This is a genomic window from Streptomyces sp. PL-29, assembly GCF_058344425.1.
Genome location: NZ_CP136996.1, coordinates 4,246,420 through 4,263,616, shown reverse-complemented (window position 1 = coordinate 4,263,616; position 17,197 = coordinate 4,246,420). Strand labels below are relative to the sequence as shown.

Below are 17,197 nucleotides of genomic sequence, written 5' to 3'. Positions count from 1 at the left end.
GGCGCCGGGGGGCGCCGTGCACGCAACGACGAGAAGCCGGGGGGCTTTCATGAACGACAACCACGCCAGCTGAGCGGATTCGCACGGCACATCGACCGCCTCGGTCCCGCGGAGGGGGCGGGACCGGGGCATTGAAAAGACGACCGAGGACGAGCGGCGAGGGAGGGGCACCGATGGGCGAGGGTGACGAGAGGTACGGGGAGTGGCAGGAGCTGGTCGGTGCCGCGCTGCTGGGCACCGACCGGCGCCGGGGCGGGGGCCCGGTCGGCTCGCCGGAGGCGCTGCTGGACGCGGCGGCCGTGCACGCCGTCCGCCGCCGCGCCGGTCTGCGGCCGGCGGTGGCGCGGCCGCGGCCGGAGCCCGCGCCCCACGACCTCCGGCCGGCGCCGCCGGAGGCTGCGGGCCGCCGGCTCGCGCACCTGCTGGCGGACCGTACCGGCGGGGGTGGTGGGCGGCGCGGGACGGCCCCGGATCTGACGGAACTGCTCCCGCAGTGGCTGGCCGCGGCCGGCCGGCACGGCTACCGCGCGCCCGCCGCGCTCGTGCCGGCTCTGCTGGACGCGGCCCGGGCGCGCACGGACCTGCGCCCACAGGCACTGGCTCTGGCCGGGCCGCGGGGACTGTGGCTGGCACGGATGAATCCGGACTGGCGGTTCGCCCTGCGGGGCGGGGCGGGCGGCGGGGAACTGCCGGACGTGACCGACCCGTCCGCGGTGGAACGGCTGTGGGAGGAGGGGCTGTTCGCCGAGCGCGTGGCACTGCTCGGTGCCGTACGCGCGCATGACCCGGCCGCCGCACCGCGGCTGCTGGCGACGACCTGGGCGAGCGAACGGGCCGAGGACCGGCTGATGTTCCTCGACTCGCTGAGGGTGGGGCTGTCCCTGCAGGACGAGTCCTTCCTGGAGGCGGCGCTGGACGACCGCAGCCGCAATGTCCGCGCGACGGCGGCCGAACTGCTGTCGGCGCTGCCGCAGTCGGCGCTGGCGGGCCGGATGGCCGTGCGCGCGCTGGCCTGCGTGGGACCCGAGGGGGTGACGCCGCCGACGGAGTGCGACGGGGGGATGCTCCGCGACGGGGTGGTCAAGCGGCCGCCCGCCGGCCGCGGGGAGCGGGCCTGGTGGCTCGGCCAGCTGGTCGAGGCCGCACCGCTGTCCTGCTGGCGGGAGCGGTTCGGGGGCCTGGGCCCGGCGGAGACAGTGGCGCTGCCGGTGGCAGCGGCCGAGGGCTGGGCGGAGGAACTGCACGCGGCGTGGTGCCGGGCCGCGGTGCGCCAGCGCGACCCGGAATGGTCGCGCGCCCTGTTGGGTCCGGCGTCGGCGCCGCCCGCGGCAGGTCCGGGCACGGCCTCGCTCGCGGAGCGGGCCAAGCTGCTGGAGACCCTGCCCGACGGAGAACGGGCCGAGTGGGTCGCGGAGTTCGTCCGGGCGCACGGCCTGTCGGAGGCCTTCCAGCTGCTCGGCGTGTGCGTGGTGCCGTGGGCGGGAGCGCTGGGCCGGGCCGTCGTCGACGCGCTGGACACCGCCCGGGAAGCCGGCAGCTACCCGTGGAGCTTCAGCGGGGTGATGGGCCTGGCGGAGCGCTGCCTCGACCCCGGCGAGGCCGGCCGCCTGGAAGCCCTGACCGCCGCCGCGGAGGAGCCGCCGGACGCGACCCCGGGTGCGGCCGCGTACTGGGCCGAGGCCTTCCAGCGCCTGGTGGCCACACTTCGACTGCGCGCGACGATGCTGTCGGAACTCGCGCCGGCCTGACCTCCGGCGGGCTGCCGGGCCGGGGACCGGGCCCCGCCCCCGAACCCCGCGCCCCGACCACCGGCGGGGCCGAAGCGGCCGGGCTACCGACGGACGTGGGCGTGGACCCACTCCACGATGGAGGTCGTCGTCGCGCCCGGGGTGAAGATCTCGGCCACGCCCTTCTCCTTCAGCGGGGCGATGTCGTCCTCCGGGATGATGCCGCCACCGAAGACCTGGATGTCCTCCGCGTCGCGCTCCTTGAGGAGTTCCAGCACGCGCGCGAAGAGCGTGTTGTGGGCACCCGAGAGGATCGAGAGCCCGATCGCGTCGGCGTCCTCCTGGATCGCGGTGTCCACGATCTGCTCCGGGGTCTGGTGGAGGCCCGTGTAGATGACCTCCATGCCCGCGTCCCGCAGCGCACGCGCGATCACCTTGGCCCCGCGGTCGTGGCCGTCGAGACCCGGCTTGGCCACCACCACACGGATCGGACCGGTCACACCCATCGCACTGCCTCCCGAGTGAACGAACGTTAAGTACAGCATCGCGCACGCTGCCGTTTCGCGGTCAAGCACGAGGGGGAAATCACACGTGGGACGGCATTGCGCCACCGTGCCGGCAGCCGCACGGCACGGTGGCGCGGCGGCCGTCGTCCCGGGACGACGAGTCCCAGGAGGATCACAGGAGGCCGTCGATGGGTCTGTCCTTACCCGTGCCCGTCCCCTTCTCCGGCGCCGCCCTGCGGGCGGGGGCCCTTGAGGCCGTTGTGCTCGGCGGGCATCTCCTGCTGTACCCCACCGGGGTGTGCCAGGAAAAGGTCGTCCGCGTCCCGGCCACGACGCGCCCGCCGGTCCTGCTCCTCCACGGGTTCACCGACAACCGGTCCGTCTTCGTCCTGCTGCGCCGCGCCCTCGGAGTCGGCGGCCTACGGCACGTGGAGGCGTACAACTACTCGCCCCTCACCCTCGACCTGCGCGTCACCTCCCGCCACCTCGCCCGGCGTGTCGAGGAACTGCGCGAGCGCACGGGACAGGAGCGGGTGGACATCGTCGGGCACAGCCTGGGCGGGCTGGTCGGGCGCTACTACGTCCAGCGCCTCGGCGGCGACACGCGCGTACGCACGCTGATCACGCTCGGCACCCCGCATTCCGGCACCCGGGTGGCCCCCTTCATGGACGCGCATCCTCTGGTCCGGCAGATGCGCCCCGGCTCCGAGGTGCTGGCCGAGCTCGCGGCACCCTCGCCCGGCTGCGCGACCCGCTGCGTGGCGTTCTGGAGCGAGTTCGACACGCTGATGACCCCGGTCGGGAGCGCCCGGATCGAGCATCCCGACCTGCATGTGGAGAACGTGCAGGTCATGGGTATCGGCCACCTCGCCCTTCCGGCGCACCCGGCCGTCATCGCGGCGGTTGGCCGCGCCCTCGACGGCCCCGCCCCGGCGGTCGTGACCGGCCCGGACGCCGCTTTCGTCGCCTGACCGGCCGGCACCCACCGACCGTCACTCGAACATATTTCGAACTCAAGGCCAAGGCTGCGTCTTCCGGCGACCGAAAGACGGCCGAATGCCCGGTTCCGCTGATCTGGAGACCGAGCGAAGATTGTCGTTGCCAGTAACCGCCGGGTACAGTCACGCCACTGCTCTCCTCCGGTGAACCTCGCGTTCCCGGCCACCCAGGCCCCCACTGCCGAGGCGAAAGAGAAGTTGGTGAACGACCGCCCCCCGTCGGGCCAGTACCCGGATTCCGGGTATGACGGCCTTTCCACCACCGCTTTCGCTGGTGACTCGCGCTACGCTTCCTACGAAACGCAGGGCCAAGGAGTCAACTACGCCACCTACGGCTCCTACGAGACCGGCGCGTACGACACCACCGCGTGGACCTCGCAGGACCCCTACCTGTCCACGATCCCGCCGCAGTCCGCCGCCGGGGACACCACCGGGAGCTGGGACGCGAGTGCCTGGTCCACCGCCGGGACGGCCGGGGACCAGTCCGGATACGCCGCCTACCCGTCTGCCTCCTTCGGCTACGACGCCTCGGGCGAGCAGACCGGCCACTGGGCGATGCCGGGCTTCGGCACCACCGGTACCGAGACCGGCGCCTACGACGCGACCGCCTGGAACACCGTCGCCCCGGCTCCGACTCCGGCGCAGCCCGAGGCCACATACGCGTACGCCTACCAGCCCGTGGAGCAGGAGTACGCGTACGGCACGGTCACGCTCGGCACCGTCGGCCACGTCCAGGAGGCCGGGGCCGACGCCCCCGACACCCCCGGTGCGGAGACCGTGGCCGAGGGGTACAGCGAGACCGCCGTCTTCGAAGTGCTCTCCGACGGGGCACCCGAGGCCGCCGAGGCGTACGAGCTGCCCGAGGTCCACGAACTGCACGGCGTGCACGACATGCCCACCCAGGCCATGCCGGTGACGTCCGCACCGCGCGCCGCGCGCCGCGGCGCCGCCAAGGGCGCCGCCAAGACCGGCGGCAGCAAGGCGGGCAGCAGCCGCCGGCGCACCCCGGCGAAGCGTTCCGCCCTGCTGACCGTCGCCGTTCCGTCCGCCTGCGTGATGGGCGTCGCGGGCGTCGCGGCCGCCTCCGTCGGCGGACTCACCGGTACGGACAAGCCCGGCGAGGACACCACCACGATGGCCGCCCCCGACCCGGCCTCGGTCAAGCCGGTGGCGGCCAACACCAAGCTCGACACCCAACTGGTCGCGCTCAGCGCCGACGCGGGTGACTTCGCGGACCGTGCGAGCCGCACCCAGGAGCGCATCGACCTGCGCGAGCGCCAGGAAGAGGAGAAGAAGAGGAAGGCCGAGGAGGCGGCGGCCAAGGAGGCCGCCCGCCCCAAGTTCGCAATCCCCGTCGGGCAGCACGGCCTCAGCGCCAGCTTCGGCCAAGCCGGCGGCATGTGGATGTCGGTGCACACCGGAATCGACTTCCCGGTGTCCTACGGGACTCCGGTCATGGCGGCAACCGACGGCACCGTGCGCACGCAGTACAACAGCGCCTACGGGAACATGGCCATCGTCACCGCGCCCGACGGCACCGAGACCTGGTACTGCCACCTCAGCTCCACCAAGATCCGCGGCGGCAAGGTCAAGGCGGGCGACGTCATCGCCTATTCCGGCAACTCCGGCAACTCCACCGGCCCGCACCTGCACTTCGAGGTCCGGCCCGGCGGCGGCTCCGCGATCGACCCGCTGGCCTGGCTGCGCAGCAAGGGCCTGGACCCGAGGTAGGCGCTCCGGCACGACCGGCTCCGCAAGTGCCCGGCAGCGTTCTCGCTGCCGGGCACCCGCGCATGCGGGGCACCGGGCCGGAGGTCAGAGCTTCTGCACCGGCGCGTAACGCAGCAACAGCCGCTTGGGCTTGTCGTCGCCGAAGTCGATGGTGGCCTGGGCGTCCGCGCCCGCGCCCTTGACCTCCGTCACGGTGCCGAGCCCGAACTGGTCGTGCGTGACCCGGTCCCCGACCGCCAGGGCGATGACGGGCTTGTCCGCTGCACGGCGCGTCGCGAACCCGGACGGGCCCGACTTCGTGCGCGAGGAGGACAGGAAGGCCTCGGGCGAGGTGCCGAACGACGGCCGTCCGCCGCCCGCGCCGGAGCCGTAGCCCGCGCTGCGCATCGGGCCGGCCGGCTTCTGGGCCGCTCCCGTGCGCTTCCACTGCAGGTACTGGTCGGGGATCTCCTCCAGGAACCGGGACGGCGGGTTGTACGAGGGGGTGCCCCACGCGCTGCGCATGCCGGACCGGGTCAGGTACAGCCGCTCGCGCGCCCGCGTGATGCCGACGTAGGCGAGACGGCGCTCCTCCTCCAGCTCCTTGGTCTGACCCAGCGCGCGCATGTGCGGGAAGACCCCGTCCTCCATGCCGGTCAGGAAGACCACCGGGAACTCCAGGCCCTTGGCGGTGTGCAGGGTCATGAGGGTGATGACGCCGGAGCCGTCCTCGTCCTCGTCGGGGATCTGGTCGGAGTCGGCGACGAGGGCGACCTGCTCCAGGAACTCGGCGAGCGTGCCGGGACCGGCCGGCGCCGTCCCTTCCGGGGCCTCGGCGGCAGCGGCCTCGCGCGCCTGCTCGAACTCCAGCGCCACGGCGGCCAGTTCCTGGAGGTTCTCGATCCGCGTCTCGTCCTGCGGGTCGGTCGAGGCCTGGAGTTCGGCGAGGTACCCGGTGCGCTCCAGGACCGCCTCCAGCACCACCGCCGGGCCGGCGCCCGAGTCGACGACGGTACGGAGCTCCTCCATCAGCGCATTGAACCGCTTCACCGCGTTGGTCGAGCGGGCCGCCATGCCGAAGGCTTCGTCGACCCGCCGCAGCGCCTGCGGGAAGGTGATCCTCTCGCGCAGCGCGAGAGCGTCGATCATCGCCTCGGCGCGCTCTCCGATGCCGCGCTTGGGCACGTTCAGGATGCGGCGCAGCGGGACGTTGTCCTCCGGATTCGCGAGGACGCGCAGGTACGCGAGGACGTCCCGGACCTCCTTGCGCTCGTAGAAGCGGACGCCGCCGACGACCTTGTACGGCAGGCCGACCCGGATGAAGATCTCCTCGAACACGCGCGACTGGGCGTTGGTCCGGTAGAAGATCGCGACGTCCCCGGCCTTGGCGTCCCCGGCGTCGGTGAGCCGGTCGATCTCGTCGGCGACGAACTGCGCTTCGTCGTGCTCGGTGTCCGCGACGTAGCCGGTGATGACCGCGCCGGTGCCGGCCTCGGTCCACAGGTTCTTGGCGCGGCGGTTCTCGTTGCGCTCGATGACGGCGTTGGCGGCGGAGAGGATGGTCTGCGTGGAGCGGTAGTTCTGCTCCAGCAGGATCGTCGTCGCGTCCTTGTAGTCCTCCTCGAACTGGAGGATGTTGCGGATCGTCGCGCCGCGGAAGGCGTAGATCGACTGGTCGGCGTCACCCACCACGCACAGCTCCGCCGGGGGCAGGTCGGGGTAGCCGGTGCCGACCAGCTCGCGCACCAGCGTGTACTGCGCGTGGTTGGTGTCCTGGTACTCGTCGACCAGAACGTGCCGGAAGCGGCGCCGGTAGTGCTCAGCGACGTCCGGGAAGGCCTGGAGCAGGTGCACCGTGGTCATGATGATGTCGTCGAAGTCGAGGGCGTTGGCCTCGCGCAGCCGCGCCTGGTACATCGCGTACGCCTGGGCGAGCGTCTTCTCGAAGCCTCCCCCGGACTCCGTCCGGGAGGTGCCCCCTGCCGCCTGGTCGGCGAAGGCCTCCTCGTCGACCAGTTCGTTCTTCAGGTTCGAGATCTTGGCGCTGAAGGACTTCGGCGGGAACTTCTTCGGGTCCAGGTCCAGGTCGCGGCAGACGAGCGCCATCAGGCGCTTCGAGTCGGCCGCGTCGTAGATCGAGAAGGAGGACGTGAAGCCGAGCCGCTTGGACTCGCGGCGCAGTATGCGCACGCAGGCGCTGTGGAAGGTGGAGACCCACATGGCGTTGGCACGCGGGCCGACCAGGCCTTCGACGCGCTCCTTCATCTCACCGGCGGCCTTGTTGGTGAAGGTGATCGCCAGGATCTGGCCGGGGTGGACGTTCCGGGCGGCCAGCAGGTGGCCGATGCGGTGCGTGAGCACCCTGGTCTTGCCGGAGCCCGCGCCGGCCACGATGAGCAGCGGGGAACCCGCGTGCACCACGGCGGCGGCCTGCTGTTCGTTCAGGCCGTCGAGGAGCGTCGCCGGGTCGATGACGGGCTTGGGCGCACCGTCCCGGTAGTACGCATCGCCGGTCATGGGCACGTCGAAGCGCCCCCCGAAGAGGTCGTCCGCACCCGCCTCCGGGGCGGGGTGCTCCTCGGGCGGCGGCGGGACCTCGTCGGAGGGGGTGAGGTCCGCCAGGAAGCTGTCGTCAAAGAGGCTGCTCATCGCAATCCGAGTCTAGGGGGCGGGACCGACAGGCCAGGACGAGTTCCAGCAGCCCTGGGAAGCGCAGGTCGAGGTCGTCGCGGCGCAGGGCGAGGTAGAGCCTGCGGCCCTGGGGGCGCTGGCAGATGACTCCGCTCTCGCGCAGCGTCTTGAGGTGGTGCGTGACGCTCGACCTGGGCAGGTCGGGCACCACCTCGCCGCAGAAGGCCTCCTCGCCGGAGGCGAGCTTGCGGACGATCTCCAGCCGGACGGGATGCCCGAGCGCCGCCAGGACGCCGACGAGCTCCAGGCGGTCGACGGCGGGGTGGATCGGGTCGGCGGCGGGCACGCCCTCCACTGTACGCAGTTCTCGTACGGACACCGACCCGCTTCCCGCGCCGCCGGTACGCCCCCGTACGCTCGACTGCCATGGACGTACTCATCAGTGTCTTCGTCGGCCTGCACATCATCGGGATCGCCGCGCTCCTCGGCGGCTTCCTGACCCAGATGAAGGCGATGAGCGCGGGCACCGCCCGCTTCACGCCCGCCATGCTGCACGGCGCGCTCACCATGCTCGTCACCGGCGTGCTCCTCGTCGGTTTCAACGAGATGGACGGCTCGCCCGTCAACAACGTCAAGGTCGGCGTGAAGCTCGCCCTCCTCTTCGTGATCCTCGCCCTCGTCTACGTCAAGCGCGACGAGGAGCACGTGGACAAGGCGCTGTTCGGCGCCGTCGGCGGGCTGACCGTGATCAACATCTTCATCGCCCTTCTCTGGCACTGACCCGCACCGGATCGATCCGCTCCGGTCCGGTGCGGCCAGCTCCGATCTCATCGCGGGCACTTGCGATCATCCCGTCATCCGCCCGTTACCCCCGGGTCTAGCGTCCTCCTCCAAGCACCGGCAGAGGAAGGACGTGAGGCCCGCGTGGCCAGTCATCGAAAGCCCCGGCAGCGCCCCCTCTCCGGCGGCTCGGCACGGACGACCGCCGCCACCCTCGCCCTCGCGGGCGCTGCCACCGCCACCGTCTTCGAAGGCACCTCGCAGGCCGACCCCCGGCCCACCCCCGCCCAGATCAAAACGGAGGTGGACCGGCTCTACGAGGAGGCCGAGGCGGCGAACGAGCGGTACAACGGGGCGAAGGAGCAGGCCGACGAGGCCGAGAAGGCGCTGACCGACCTGCGGGACGAGGCCGCACGCAAGGCGGATCAGCTCAACACCGCCCGCGGCGCGCTCGGGACGCTCGCCGCCTCTCAGTACCGCAGCGGTTCCCTGGGCACCGCCGTCCGGCTCGCCCTGGCGGACGACCCGCAGGAGTACCTCGCCCAGGCCTCCTTCATCTCTCGCGCCGGGGACCGCAACGCCGCCGGGATCGCCGCCGTGCGCCGCAAGCTCGACGAGGTCTCCCAGCTGCGGGAGCAGGCCTCCGGCCGACTCTCCGACCTCCGTTCCCGGCAGGACGAACTCGCCGCCCACAAGGCCGAGGCCGAACAGAAGCTCGCCGCCGCCAGGCGTCTGCTGGCCAAGCTCACCGCCGAGGAGCGCGCCGCCTACGAGGCCCAGGCGCCCGGCACCGCCGCCGCGCCCTCCGGCCCGGCCACCGCGGCTCCCCCGCCGCCCGCCGACGGCTCCCGCGCGGCCCGCGCCGTGTCCTTCGCACGCTCCGCGATCGGCAAGCCGTACGTGTGGGGCGCGACGGGGCCCGGCTCCTTCGACTGCTCGGGGCTGACCCAGGCGGCCTGGCGCTCGGCCGGAGTCTCCCTGCCGCGCACGACCTACACCCAGATCAACGCCGGCCGACGCGTCTCCCGCGACCAGCTGGCCCCCGGCGACCTGGTGTTCTTCTACTCCGGGATCACGCACGTCGGCCTCTACGTCGGCAACGGCCAGATGATCCACGCCCCGCGCCCGGGATCGACGGTCCGGCTGGCCCCGATCGACTCGATGCCCTGGGCCGGAGCCTCCCGCCCGGCCTGAGCCCCGGCCCCGGCGCACAGCCCGCGGGAGCTACGGGGCCTTGACCACGCCGCTCAGCCAGCCGAAGGTCTGCGGCAACTGCTTGGACCACGAGTCGAGGTTGTGGCCTCCGGTGACCTTCTCGGCGTGCACGGCGGTCGGCTTCTGCGCGAGCGCCTTGAGGTCCATGCCGGACAGGTAGCCGTCGTGCTCGGCGCCCGACATCCACAGCGAGACCGCCGGCGGCACCGGCTGGGCCTTGAGGACGTTCTTCAGGTTGTGCGAGACACGCAGCTGAGGATCCTGGGCGACCAGCGAGGAGGGTTCCTGGCCGGGATCGTTGTAGCCGGAGAGGGAGACGGCCGCGCTGTAGCGGTCGGGGTGGGAGATCGCCAGCTTGGCGGCGCAGTAGGCGCCGGCCGAATAGCCGGCGACGCCCCAGGTGCGGGCCTCGTCCGAGGCGCGGAAGGTGTCGACGACCATCTTGCGGACGTCGACGCTGAACCAGCTGTCCGCGTTGACCTTGCCGGGGAGGTTGGCGCAGCCGGTGTCGCCGTTGCCCACCAGCATGGCGCGCGGGGAGACGAGGATGAACGGCTGCACCTTGCCGCTCTTCATCAGCGGCTCCAGCACCTCGTGCACCTTGAGCCCCTGGAACCAGGACTTGCCCGTGCCCGGGATGCCCGGGATGAGTTCGACGACCGGGAACTTCCTGTCCTTGAAGGCCGGGTCGTCGTACTGCGGCGGCAGCCACACCAGCACGTCGCCCCTGACGCCGGATATCTGCCCGTCGAGCTCGGTCTTCTGGACCCGGCCGCCGAGACCCTCGACCGGCCGGAACGCCTGCTTGACCTTCGGCGCCTCCTCGGCCTGCTTGCCGCCCAGACCGTCGGGGCCGAGGTCGGGCGCGGCGGTGACGTAGTTGCCGGTACCGAGCAGGTCGTCCCACGAGTTGTAGAAGTGCTCGGCCCGGTTGACGGCGACGAACACCACGGCGACGGCTGTGACCTGGGCGAACACCACCATCAGGACACGGGGCACGGCGCGCAGGACGGCAGGGCCGCGCACCTTGCTCCACAGGGCCAGGGGGAGGATGACGGCGATCACGGTCAGCGCGATCACCGACACGAAGAAGGGTGTACCGGTCAAGCTCATCACGCCAGCCTAGAGTGCGGCCGGCGGGAGCCCGGTTGCCCGGGTGACCTGCGGTGTGGATCACACGGCAGGTCCCGGGCGGTCCGGCGTCACACGAGCCGGCGGGCCGTCGCCCAGCGGGTCAGCTCGTGCCGGTTGGAGAGCTGGAGCTTGCGCAGCACCGCCGAGACGTGCGACTCGACCGTCTTCACCGAGATGAAGAGCTGCTTGGCGATCTCCTTGTACGCGTATCCGCGCGCGATCAGCCGCAGCACCTCGCGCTCGCGCTGCGTGAGCCGGTCCAGGTCCTCGTCCACCGGCGGCGCGTCCGTCGAGGCGAACGCGTCGAGCACGAAGCCCGCCAGCCGCGGCGAGAACACCGCGTCCCCCTCCTGCACCCGGAAGACCGAGTCCACCAGGTCGGTGCCGGTGATGGTCTTGGTGACGTAGCCGCGTGCACCCCCGCGGATCACGCCGATGACGTCCTCGGCCGCGTCGGACACCGACAGCGCCAGGAACCGCACCGGATTCTCGGCGGCCGCCATCAGCGGGGCGCAGCGGCGCAGCACCTCGACACCGCCGCCGCCGGGCAGGTGCACGTCGAGGAGGACCACCTCGGGCCGGGTGGCGGTGATGACGGTGACGGCCTGGTCGACGTCGGCGGCCTCGCCGACGACCTCGACGCCGGTCCGGTCGGTCTCGCCGATCTCGGCCTGCACTCCCGTGCGGAACATCCTGTGGTCGTCGACGAGCACCACCCGGACGCGCCTGGTCTCCCCCGTGCCTGCGTTCTCTCCGGCCTCGGTCATGCCGTGTTCGCCGCCCTTTCCATCTCCAGCTCGACTTCCGTGCCGCCGTCGGGCGCGGACCGCAGTCGCGCGGTCCCGCCGTTGCGCTGCATCCGGCCGATGATCGATTCTCGTACGCCCATGCGGTCTTCGGGTACCGCGTCGATGTCGAAGCCGGGCCCCCGGTCCCGTACGGACACGAACACCGTCTGCCCCTCCACCTCCGCGTACACCTGCACCGGGCCGCCCTCGCCACCGTACTTGGCGGCGTTGACCATCGCCTCGCGCGCGGCCTGGATCTGGGCCCCCAGCTTCTCGTCGAGCGGGCAGTCGCCGACGACGACGACCTCGATGGGCACCCCGTGGTGGTCCTCCACCTCGGCCGCGGTCTTCTTCACGGCCTCGGCCAGGGTGACCGGCTCCTCGGCCTCGTCCTTGCCGGTGCCCTCGGGCTTGTAGAGCCAGTTGCGCAGCTCGCGCTCCTGGGCCCGCGCGAGCCGTCGGACCTCGCCGACATCCTCCGCGTTGCGCTGGATCAGGGTGAGGGTGTGCAGCACGGAGTCGTGGACGTGGGCGGCGACCTCGGCGCGTTCCTGGGCGCGGATGCGCATGAGCCGCTCCTCGGAAAGGTCCTGGGTCATCCGGATCAGCCAGGGTCCGGCGAGCAGGGCGACGCCGACGAGGACGGCGAGGGTGGCGGTCAGGACGTTGCCGAGCTGTGCGGCGGATCCCCGTACCACGATGAAGACGGTGAGGCCCACGCCGACGAGGGCGACGCCGGCGAGCGCGCGGGCGGCCTGGAAGAGGCGCCCGTGCCGTCCCGCGGCCGTGGTCCAGTGGGCGCGGCGGGCGTTGTCCGCCTGCCGCCATACGAGGACCACCCCGGCCCCGACCAGCAGCGTCGGCCACACGTAGCGCCCGGACTCGCCGCCCAGTTGGACCTTGGAGATGAAGATGCCCGCGCCGACGAACAGGGCGATCAGCGCGGTGACCTGCCCCCGGTCGGGCTTGCGCAGCCGGCGGGCGCCGTCGGGGAGGTTCTCGAAGAAGGAGCGGTGCCCGGCGCGCCCGCCGACGCCGAGCGGTACGAACACCCAGAACGCGGCGTAGAGCAGCACGCCCAGGCCGTCCCCCCACATGAACAGGAGCAGGAACGCCAGCCGGACCCAGCCCACGGGCAGCCCGAGGTGCCCGGCCAGACCGCGCGCGACACCGCCGAGCATCCGGCCGTCGGCGCTGCGGTACAGCTTGCGCTGCGGCGGGTCGTCGGCGTCCGGGGCGTGCGGGGGGCGGGTGGCGGCGGCTACGGGCATGCCACCAAGGGTCACACGGCGGGCTGCGGCCCGGCATCAGGGCATCCCCCCACTTCTACCGGGCGGATTTCAGGGTCGCGCCAGGGTAGGGCCGGATTCCGGGTGCCCTCGCCGACCGTCACCATGGACGCATGACCGACGTACACGACGCTCCGCCGGACGGCGCCGGGGCACCCCGGGCGGCTGCCGAGACCCGGCCGCCCCTGCGCCGCAGCAAGCGCGACAAGGTCCTCGCGGGGGTGTGCGGCGGCCTCGGCCGGTACTTCGACCTGGACCCGGTGATCTTCCGGATCGTCCTCGGTGTCCTCGCGGTCACCGGCGGTGTCGGCCTCATCTTCTACGGCTTCGCCTGGCTGCTGCTGCCGCAGGAGGGGGAGGAGGACAGCGAGGCGAAGAAGCTGCTGACGGGGCGGGTCGAAGGGGCGACCCTGGTGGCGGTGTTCGCCGCGCTGGTGGGCTGCGCGCTGTTCCTGTCGATGCTGGACAACGGCGCCCTGGCGGTCTTCTCGGTCCTGGTCGTCCTCGCGCTCGGCGGCGCCTCGTACTGGTCGCAGCGGCGCCGGCAGGCCGCCGCCCCCGAGACGGAGGCGCCCGCCCCCGGTGGGGCCGCGCCCCGCGTCGCCCACGCCCCGGCCGCCCCTCCGGAGACGAAGGCCCCGCCCGCTCCCGGCGCCCCGTCCTGGTGGCGGGACCCGCTGGTCAAGGACGGCACCACCGGCCCCGTCGGCTCGACGGGGTACCTGTGGGGGCCGCCCGACGCCGCCGCGGAGCCCGCGGGCTCCGCGGCCGCCTCCGCCGCGGCTGCCTCCGCCCGGCCGCCCGCGCCCGCCCGGGTCCCGCGGCGCGGCGGCATCGGCGGCCGGGTGTTCGTGCTCGCCCTGCTGGCGGGGGCCGCCGGTACCGCGGCGGAGTGGGAGGGCAGTTCGCTGGGCGCGGCCCTGCAGACCGGGCTCGCCGCCGCCCTGGTCGTCTTCGGCCTGGGCCTCGCGGTCAGCTCCCTGCTCGGGCGCACCGGCTTCGGCACCGTCGTGCTGGCGGTGTGCACCTCCGTTCTCCTGGCGGGCGCCGCGGCCCTGCCGCGCGAGATCGGCACCGACTGGCGGGAGGTCGTGTGGCGGCCGGCAGCGGTGGCCGACGTGCGGCCCTCGTATGAGGCGGGCACCGGGACGGCCACCTTGGACCTGAGCCGGCTGGACGTGCCGAAGGGCACCAGCGTGGCCGTCAGCGCGTCCATCGACGCGGGCCGCCTCAAGGTGCTCCTGCCGCGGGAGGTGACGGCGCGGGCGGACGTCACCGTCCGGCGGCTCGGCGACATCCAGCTGCCGGGCGACTCCGCGGGCCGGATCGAGCGGGCCGGGCCCGGGCAGCAGAACCGGACGGCGACCCTCGCCCCGCCTCCCGGCACCGAGGCCGGCGGAACGGTCGAGCTGGACCTCAGTGCAGGCATCGGACAGGTGGAGGTGGCCCGTGCGGCGTCATGAGTTCCAGCCGGGACGGCTGATCGCGGGTCTGGTCCTGCTGCTGGCGGGAGTGCTCTACCTGCTCGACAGCGCCGGGGAGGCCGACCTGCCGTGGTTCGCGGTCATCCCCATGACCATGGGAGGCCTGTCCCTGGCCTCGCTGGTGGGGCTGGTCACCTACGCCGTGCGCCGTGACCGGCGCGACCGGATCTCCGAGTCCAGCGACAGGTAGGGCGCGCCGGCGAGGATCAGGGGGGTCCAGGCCAGCAGGTAGATCAGGTCGTTGCCGTAGTAGTACGGCGACACCGCCCACGACACCGTGAGCCACAGGCTGAGCGAGATCAGCGCCCCGCCGATCGCCGCGGTCCGCGACAGCAGGCCGGCCAGGGTACCGAGGCCCACCAGGATCTCGGCGACGGCGAGGAACACGGCGAAGCCCACCGGGGACTGCAGGGACAGGTCCACGAGTGCGGGGATCGCGGAGGTCTCGCGCACGCCGCGCATCAGGTCACCGACGGAGCCGTCGCCAGAGGCGGAGAGGAACGCGGGATCGAAGAGCTTGTCCAGCCCCGCGTACACGAAGGTCACGCCGAGGAAGAGCCGCAGCGGCAGCAGGTGGTACCGGGCAGCCTGGTCACGCAGGCCGCGCGGTACGTCGGTCCGGGGAGGTGCTTCGGTTCTCGTCACGGGTCATGTGTACCCCGATCACTCGGCCACGTCGATGGTGCAGCGATTGGATTCCACTCCGGCGGCCGTGACCACCTGGATATCGGTGCGCCCCGGTTCCACTTCCGCCGGGACCGGCACCGTGAGCACCGCGTCGGAAGGGTTGGTGAACCCGCCGGGCACCGGGACCAGCGGTACGTGCACGTGGACGGCCCCGACGCGGACCACCAGCCGGGCGAGCATCTCGGGGGTGTGCGCCCCGGGCGGGACGAAGCCCACGCCCCGGATTTCGATGTCGTCCCCGGGGCGGACGGCGGCGTCCAGGTCCCCGGGTTCCCGTCTGCGCACCACCGACAGCACGAGCGGGCGGCTGCCCTCCGCGTACTTCGCCGCCAGGTACACCGCGGCCGACAGCGCGACCAGCAGGGCCAGCGCCCAGGGCAGCTGCGGCAGCCGGTCCGGGAAGCGGGCGAGCGAGGCCGCCGCGTAGGCCAGCACGACCGTCGAGACGAGCACGTACTGCGCGTCCGGGAAGCTCCCGCGGCCCGCGTCGTCCGTCAGCAGGTCCGCTCCGCGCGGCCGGTCGGCCGGCAGCTTCTGCAGCCGCTGGCTCATGATCCGTACGCACACCACCCGGCGCACCAGCACCGCCACCGCGGAGGTCAGCACGACCACCGACAGCAGCGGCAGCGCCCGGTCCAGGGCGAGTCCCGCGTACAGCCCCTGCCGTTCCGGGCCGGGGCCCGACGCGGCCAGCCGCAGCGCGGGCAGCAGCGTGGCGAACGCCGTCAGCACCACCCAGGCGCTGGGCACCGCCTTCGAGGTGGACAGCCGGTTGTCCTCGCCCACCAGCGGGGCCAGCAGCCCGCCGCGCAGTGATTGGGCGCGGGCGGCTACCGTCAGCAGCCCGGCCAGCAGCAGGGCGGCGAGCAGTCCGGCGGTGCGCGCGGTGGACCAGCCGGTGCCGAGCGCGGCGGCGACCTGGACGATCAGCAGGACGCCCGCGGCGATCCAGACGGCGAGGACGGCCCGCCGCGAGAACACGTACAGCCAGGAGCTGCCGGCTTCCCGGCCGCGGTCGGCGACGTTGCGGGCGGACAGGGTCAGCTCGTCGGAGACCCACTGGCGGGAGGCGCCGAGGGAGTGGGCGACGGCGGCCGGCACCCCCTGCCCGGCGGCGAACTCGTCGCGCTTCTCCAGGAACGCGGCGACCGCGCGGCGGTGCCCTTCCCGCGCGCACTCTTCGCAGGCGCAGGCGCTGGTATGGGTGCCGCGGGACATCTCTTGGACAGCCACGTGCGTGCCGCCTCTCTGAACTACGGGGCAATGCCAGCGAATTGTGCACCACTGCGGCAGTGCTCCGGATTGCGCACGATGTCAGAGCAGGTGATTAACGGTTCATGATGTTGACGCCAGGTCCGCGACGGTCTGCCACAACGGCTGGTAGCTCACCCACGCGGCGAGGTCCCCGCCGAACCGCTCGCGGGTGGCCACGGCGCTGTGGTGGTCGATGAGCACCGGTTTCCCCGCCGCCCGCGCGATCAGCTGGACCTCGGCCGCCCGTTCCGCCGCGACGAACCACCAGGCCGCCGCGTCCACCGAGCCGCCGACCGTCAGCAGCCCGTGGTTGCGCAGGACCAGCGCCTTGTACGGGCCGAGCGCGCGGGCGATCCGCGCGCCGTCCTGCGCTCCGGCGTACTCGTCGAGGAGGGCGTGGTCCTCGTAGAAGGCACAGGCCTCGTGGGTGATCGGGGCGAGCAGTTCGCCGAGCGCGGCCAGCGCCCGGCCGTACGGGGCCTGGGTGCGGACCACGGCCACCGCCCCGGGGCGCGCCCGGTGCACGGCGGCGTGCACGGCGAACGCCAGCTCGTTGACCCGCCGCTCCCCCTGGACCACGTGCCCGTCCCCGTCGACGAGCAGCAGGTCCTCGGGGCCGAGGGCGGCGAAGGCGCGGCCGAAGGGGTTCACCCAGTAGCAGTCGTCGAACTCCGGGTCCCGTGCGGTGACGTGCCCGGCGACCCCGTCCTCGTACCCGAGGCGGGCGAACAGCCGCAGCGTTCCGGCGAGGCGTTGCTTGCGGTACGCACGTTCCTCGGCCGGGTCCTGGTGCGCGGGCGGCATCTCGAACCGCAGCCGGTCCACCGGCACCGGTCCGGGCCGCGTGCCCGGCGTCCCCGTCTCCTCGGACATCGCCCGCCCTCCTCCGGTCCGGCTCCGCCGTCGTCGTCGTCGGCGCAAGGTACTGGCCCCGGCGCGAGGAGAACAGAGCCGCGCGGTGGTGAAACGGCGACGTCGCCGCCGCCCGGTCCGG

At 73.0% G+C, this 17,197-nt stretch carries 16 protein-coding genes; 7 read left to right on the top strand and 9 right to left on the bottom strand.

Annotated features, from left to right (window positions below):
* Positions 1-173: 173 nt before the first annotated feature.
* The gene (locus R4Z63_RS19655) at positions 174-1,748 is read left to right on the top strand and encodes a DUF5691 domain-containing protein (RefSeq protein WP_384447124.1); all 1,575 of its coding nucleotides are present in this window, start codon (positions 174-176) and stop codon (positions 1,746-1,748) included.
* Positions 1,749-1,831: 83 nt separating this feature from the next.
* Here the strand turns inward: R4Z63_RS19655 and icmB are convergent, their stop codons facing one another.
* Positions 1,832-2,233 carry a coenzyme B12-dependent isobutyryl CoA mutase small subunit gene (gene icmB / locus R4Z63_RS19650; protein WP_037919068.1) on the bottom strand — a complete coding sequence of 134 codons (402 nt, stop codon included), beginning with the start codon at positions 2,231-2,233 and terminating at the stop codon, positions 1,832-1,834.
* 188 nt (positions 2,234-2,421) lie between these two features.
* Here icmB and R4Z63_RS19645 point away from each other — a divergent pair, with 188 nt between their 5' ends.
* Positions 2,422-3,204, top strand: a complete 783-nt coding sequence (locus R4Z63_RS19645; protein WP_384447122.1) for an esterase/lipase family protein — start codon at positions 2,422-2,424, stop codon at positions 3,202-3,204.
* Positions 3,205-3,432: 228 nt separating this feature from the next.
* Positions 3,433-4,962: a M23 family metallopeptidase gene (locus tag R4Z63_RS19640; protein WP_384447120.1), complete on the top strand. Its 1,530-nt coding sequence runs from the start codon at positions 3,433-3,435 to the stop codon at positions 4,960-4,962.
* Positions 4,963-5,046: 84 nt separating this feature from the next.
* Here R4Z63_RS19640 and pcrA read toward each other — a convergent pair whose 3' ends face one another.
* Together pcrA and R4Z63_RS19630 are read right to left on the bottom strand one after the other, a co-directional pair.
* Complete coding sequence (pcrA, locus tag R4Z63_RS19635) at positions 5,047-7,590, bottom strand: DNA helicase PcrA (protein ID WP_384447118.1); 2,544 nt, start codon at positions 7,588-7,590, stop codon at positions 5,047-5,049.
* Positions 7,574-7,918 carry an ArsR/SmtB family transcription factor gene (locus R4Z63_RS19630; protein ID WP_384447116.1) on the bottom strand — a complete coding sequence of 115 codons (345 nt, stop codon included), beginning with the start codon at positions 7,916-7,918 and terminating at the stop codon, positions 7,574-7,576. The genes pcrA and R4Z63_RS19630 overlap by 17 nt, the downstream gene beginning before the upstream one ends.
* Before the next feature lie 80 nt (positions 7,919-7,998).
* Here R4Z63_RS19630 and R4Z63_RS19625 point away from each other — a divergent pair, with 80 nt between their 5' ends.
* Together R4Z63_RS19625 and R4Z63_RS19620 are read left to right on the top strand one after the other, a co-directional pair.
* On the top strand, positions 7,999-8,352 hold the full coding sequence (locus tag R4Z63_RS19625) for a hypothetical protein (RefSeq protein WP_384447114.1): 354 nt from the start codon (positions 7,999-8,001) through the stop codon (positions 8,350-8,352).
* Between the two features lie 144 nt (positions 8,353-8,496).
* Positions 8,497-9,546, top strand: a complete 1,050-nt coding sequence (locus R4Z63_RS19620) for a C40 family peptidase (RefSeq protein WP_384447112.1) — start codon at positions 8,497-8,499, stop codon at positions 9,544-9,546.
* A gap of 30 nt (positions 9,547-9,576) precedes the next feature.
* Here the strand turns inward: R4Z63_RS19620 and R4Z63_RS19615 are convergent, their stop codons facing one another.
* The 3 genes from R4Z63_RS19615 to R4Z63_RS19605 form a co-directional block, all read right to left on the bottom strand.
* On the bottom strand, positions 9,577-10,680 hold the full coding sequence (locus tag R4Z63_RS19615; protein ID WP_037919046.1) for an alpha/beta hydrolase: 1,104 nt from the start codon (positions 10,678-10,680) through the stop codon (positions 9,577-9,579).
* A gap of 89 nt (positions 10,681-10,769) precedes the next feature.
* Positions 10,770-11,468 (bottom strand): LuxR C-terminal-related transcriptional regulator, encoded by a 699-nt coding sequence (locus R4Z63_RS19610; protein WP_037919026.1) that lies wholly within the window; start codon positions 11,466-11,468, stop codon positions 10,770-10,772.
* Positions 11,465-12,760: an ATP-binding protein gene (locus R4Z63_RS19605; protein WP_037919023.1), complete on the bottom strand. Its 1,296-nt coding sequence runs from the start codon at positions 12,758-12,760 to the stop codon at positions 11,465-11,467. The genes R4Z63_RS19610 and R4Z63_RS19605 overlap by 4 nt, the downstream gene beginning before the upstream one ends.
* Before the next feature lie 131 nt (positions 12,761-12,891).
* On the opposite strand from R4Z63_RS19605, the gene R4Z63_RS19600 reads away from it, so the two are divergent.
* Together R4Z63_RS19600 and R4Z63_RS19595 are read left to right on the top strand one after the other, a co-directional pair.
* A complete protein-coding gene (locus R4Z63_RS19600) occupies positions 12,892-14,241 on the top strand; it encodes a PspC domain-containing protein (protein WP_037919021.1) in 1,350 nt (449 codons plus the stop codon).
* Complete coding sequence (locus R4Z63_RS19595) at positions 14,228-14,452, top strand: hypothetical protein (RefSeq protein WP_037919018.1); 225 nt, start codon at positions 14,228-14,230, stop codon at positions 14,450-14,452. Before R4Z63_RS19600 ends, R4Z63_RS19595 begins: the two co-directional genes overlap by 14 nt.
* On the opposite strand, the gene R4Z63_RS19590 is transcribed toward R4Z63_RS19595, so the two are convergent.
* The 3 genes from R4Z63_RS19590 to R4Z63_RS19580 form a co-directional block, all read right to left on the bottom strand.
* Complete coding sequence (locus R4Z63_RS19590) at positions 14,398-14,907, bottom strand: DoxX family membrane protein (protein WP_037919017.1); 510 nt, start codon at positions 14,905-14,907, stop codon at positions 14,398-14,400. The genes R4Z63_RS19595 and R4Z63_RS19590 overlap by 55 nt on opposite strands.
* A gap of 18 nt (positions 14,908-14,925) precedes the next feature.
* Complete coding sequence (locus R4Z63_RS19585) at positions 14,926-16,182, bottom strand: hypothetical protein (RefSeq protein ID WP_052030277.1); 1,257 nt, start codon at positions 16,180-16,182, stop codon at positions 14,926-14,928.
* Positions 16,183-16,284: 102 nt separating this feature from the next.
* On the bottom strand, positions 16,285-17,076 hold the full coding sequence (locus R4Z63_RS19580; RefSeq protein WP_037919015.1) for a class II aldolase/adducin family protein: 792 nt from the start codon (positions 17,074-17,076) through the stop codon (positions 16,285-16,287).
* Between the last annotated feature and the right edge of the window lie 121 nt (positions 17,077-17,197).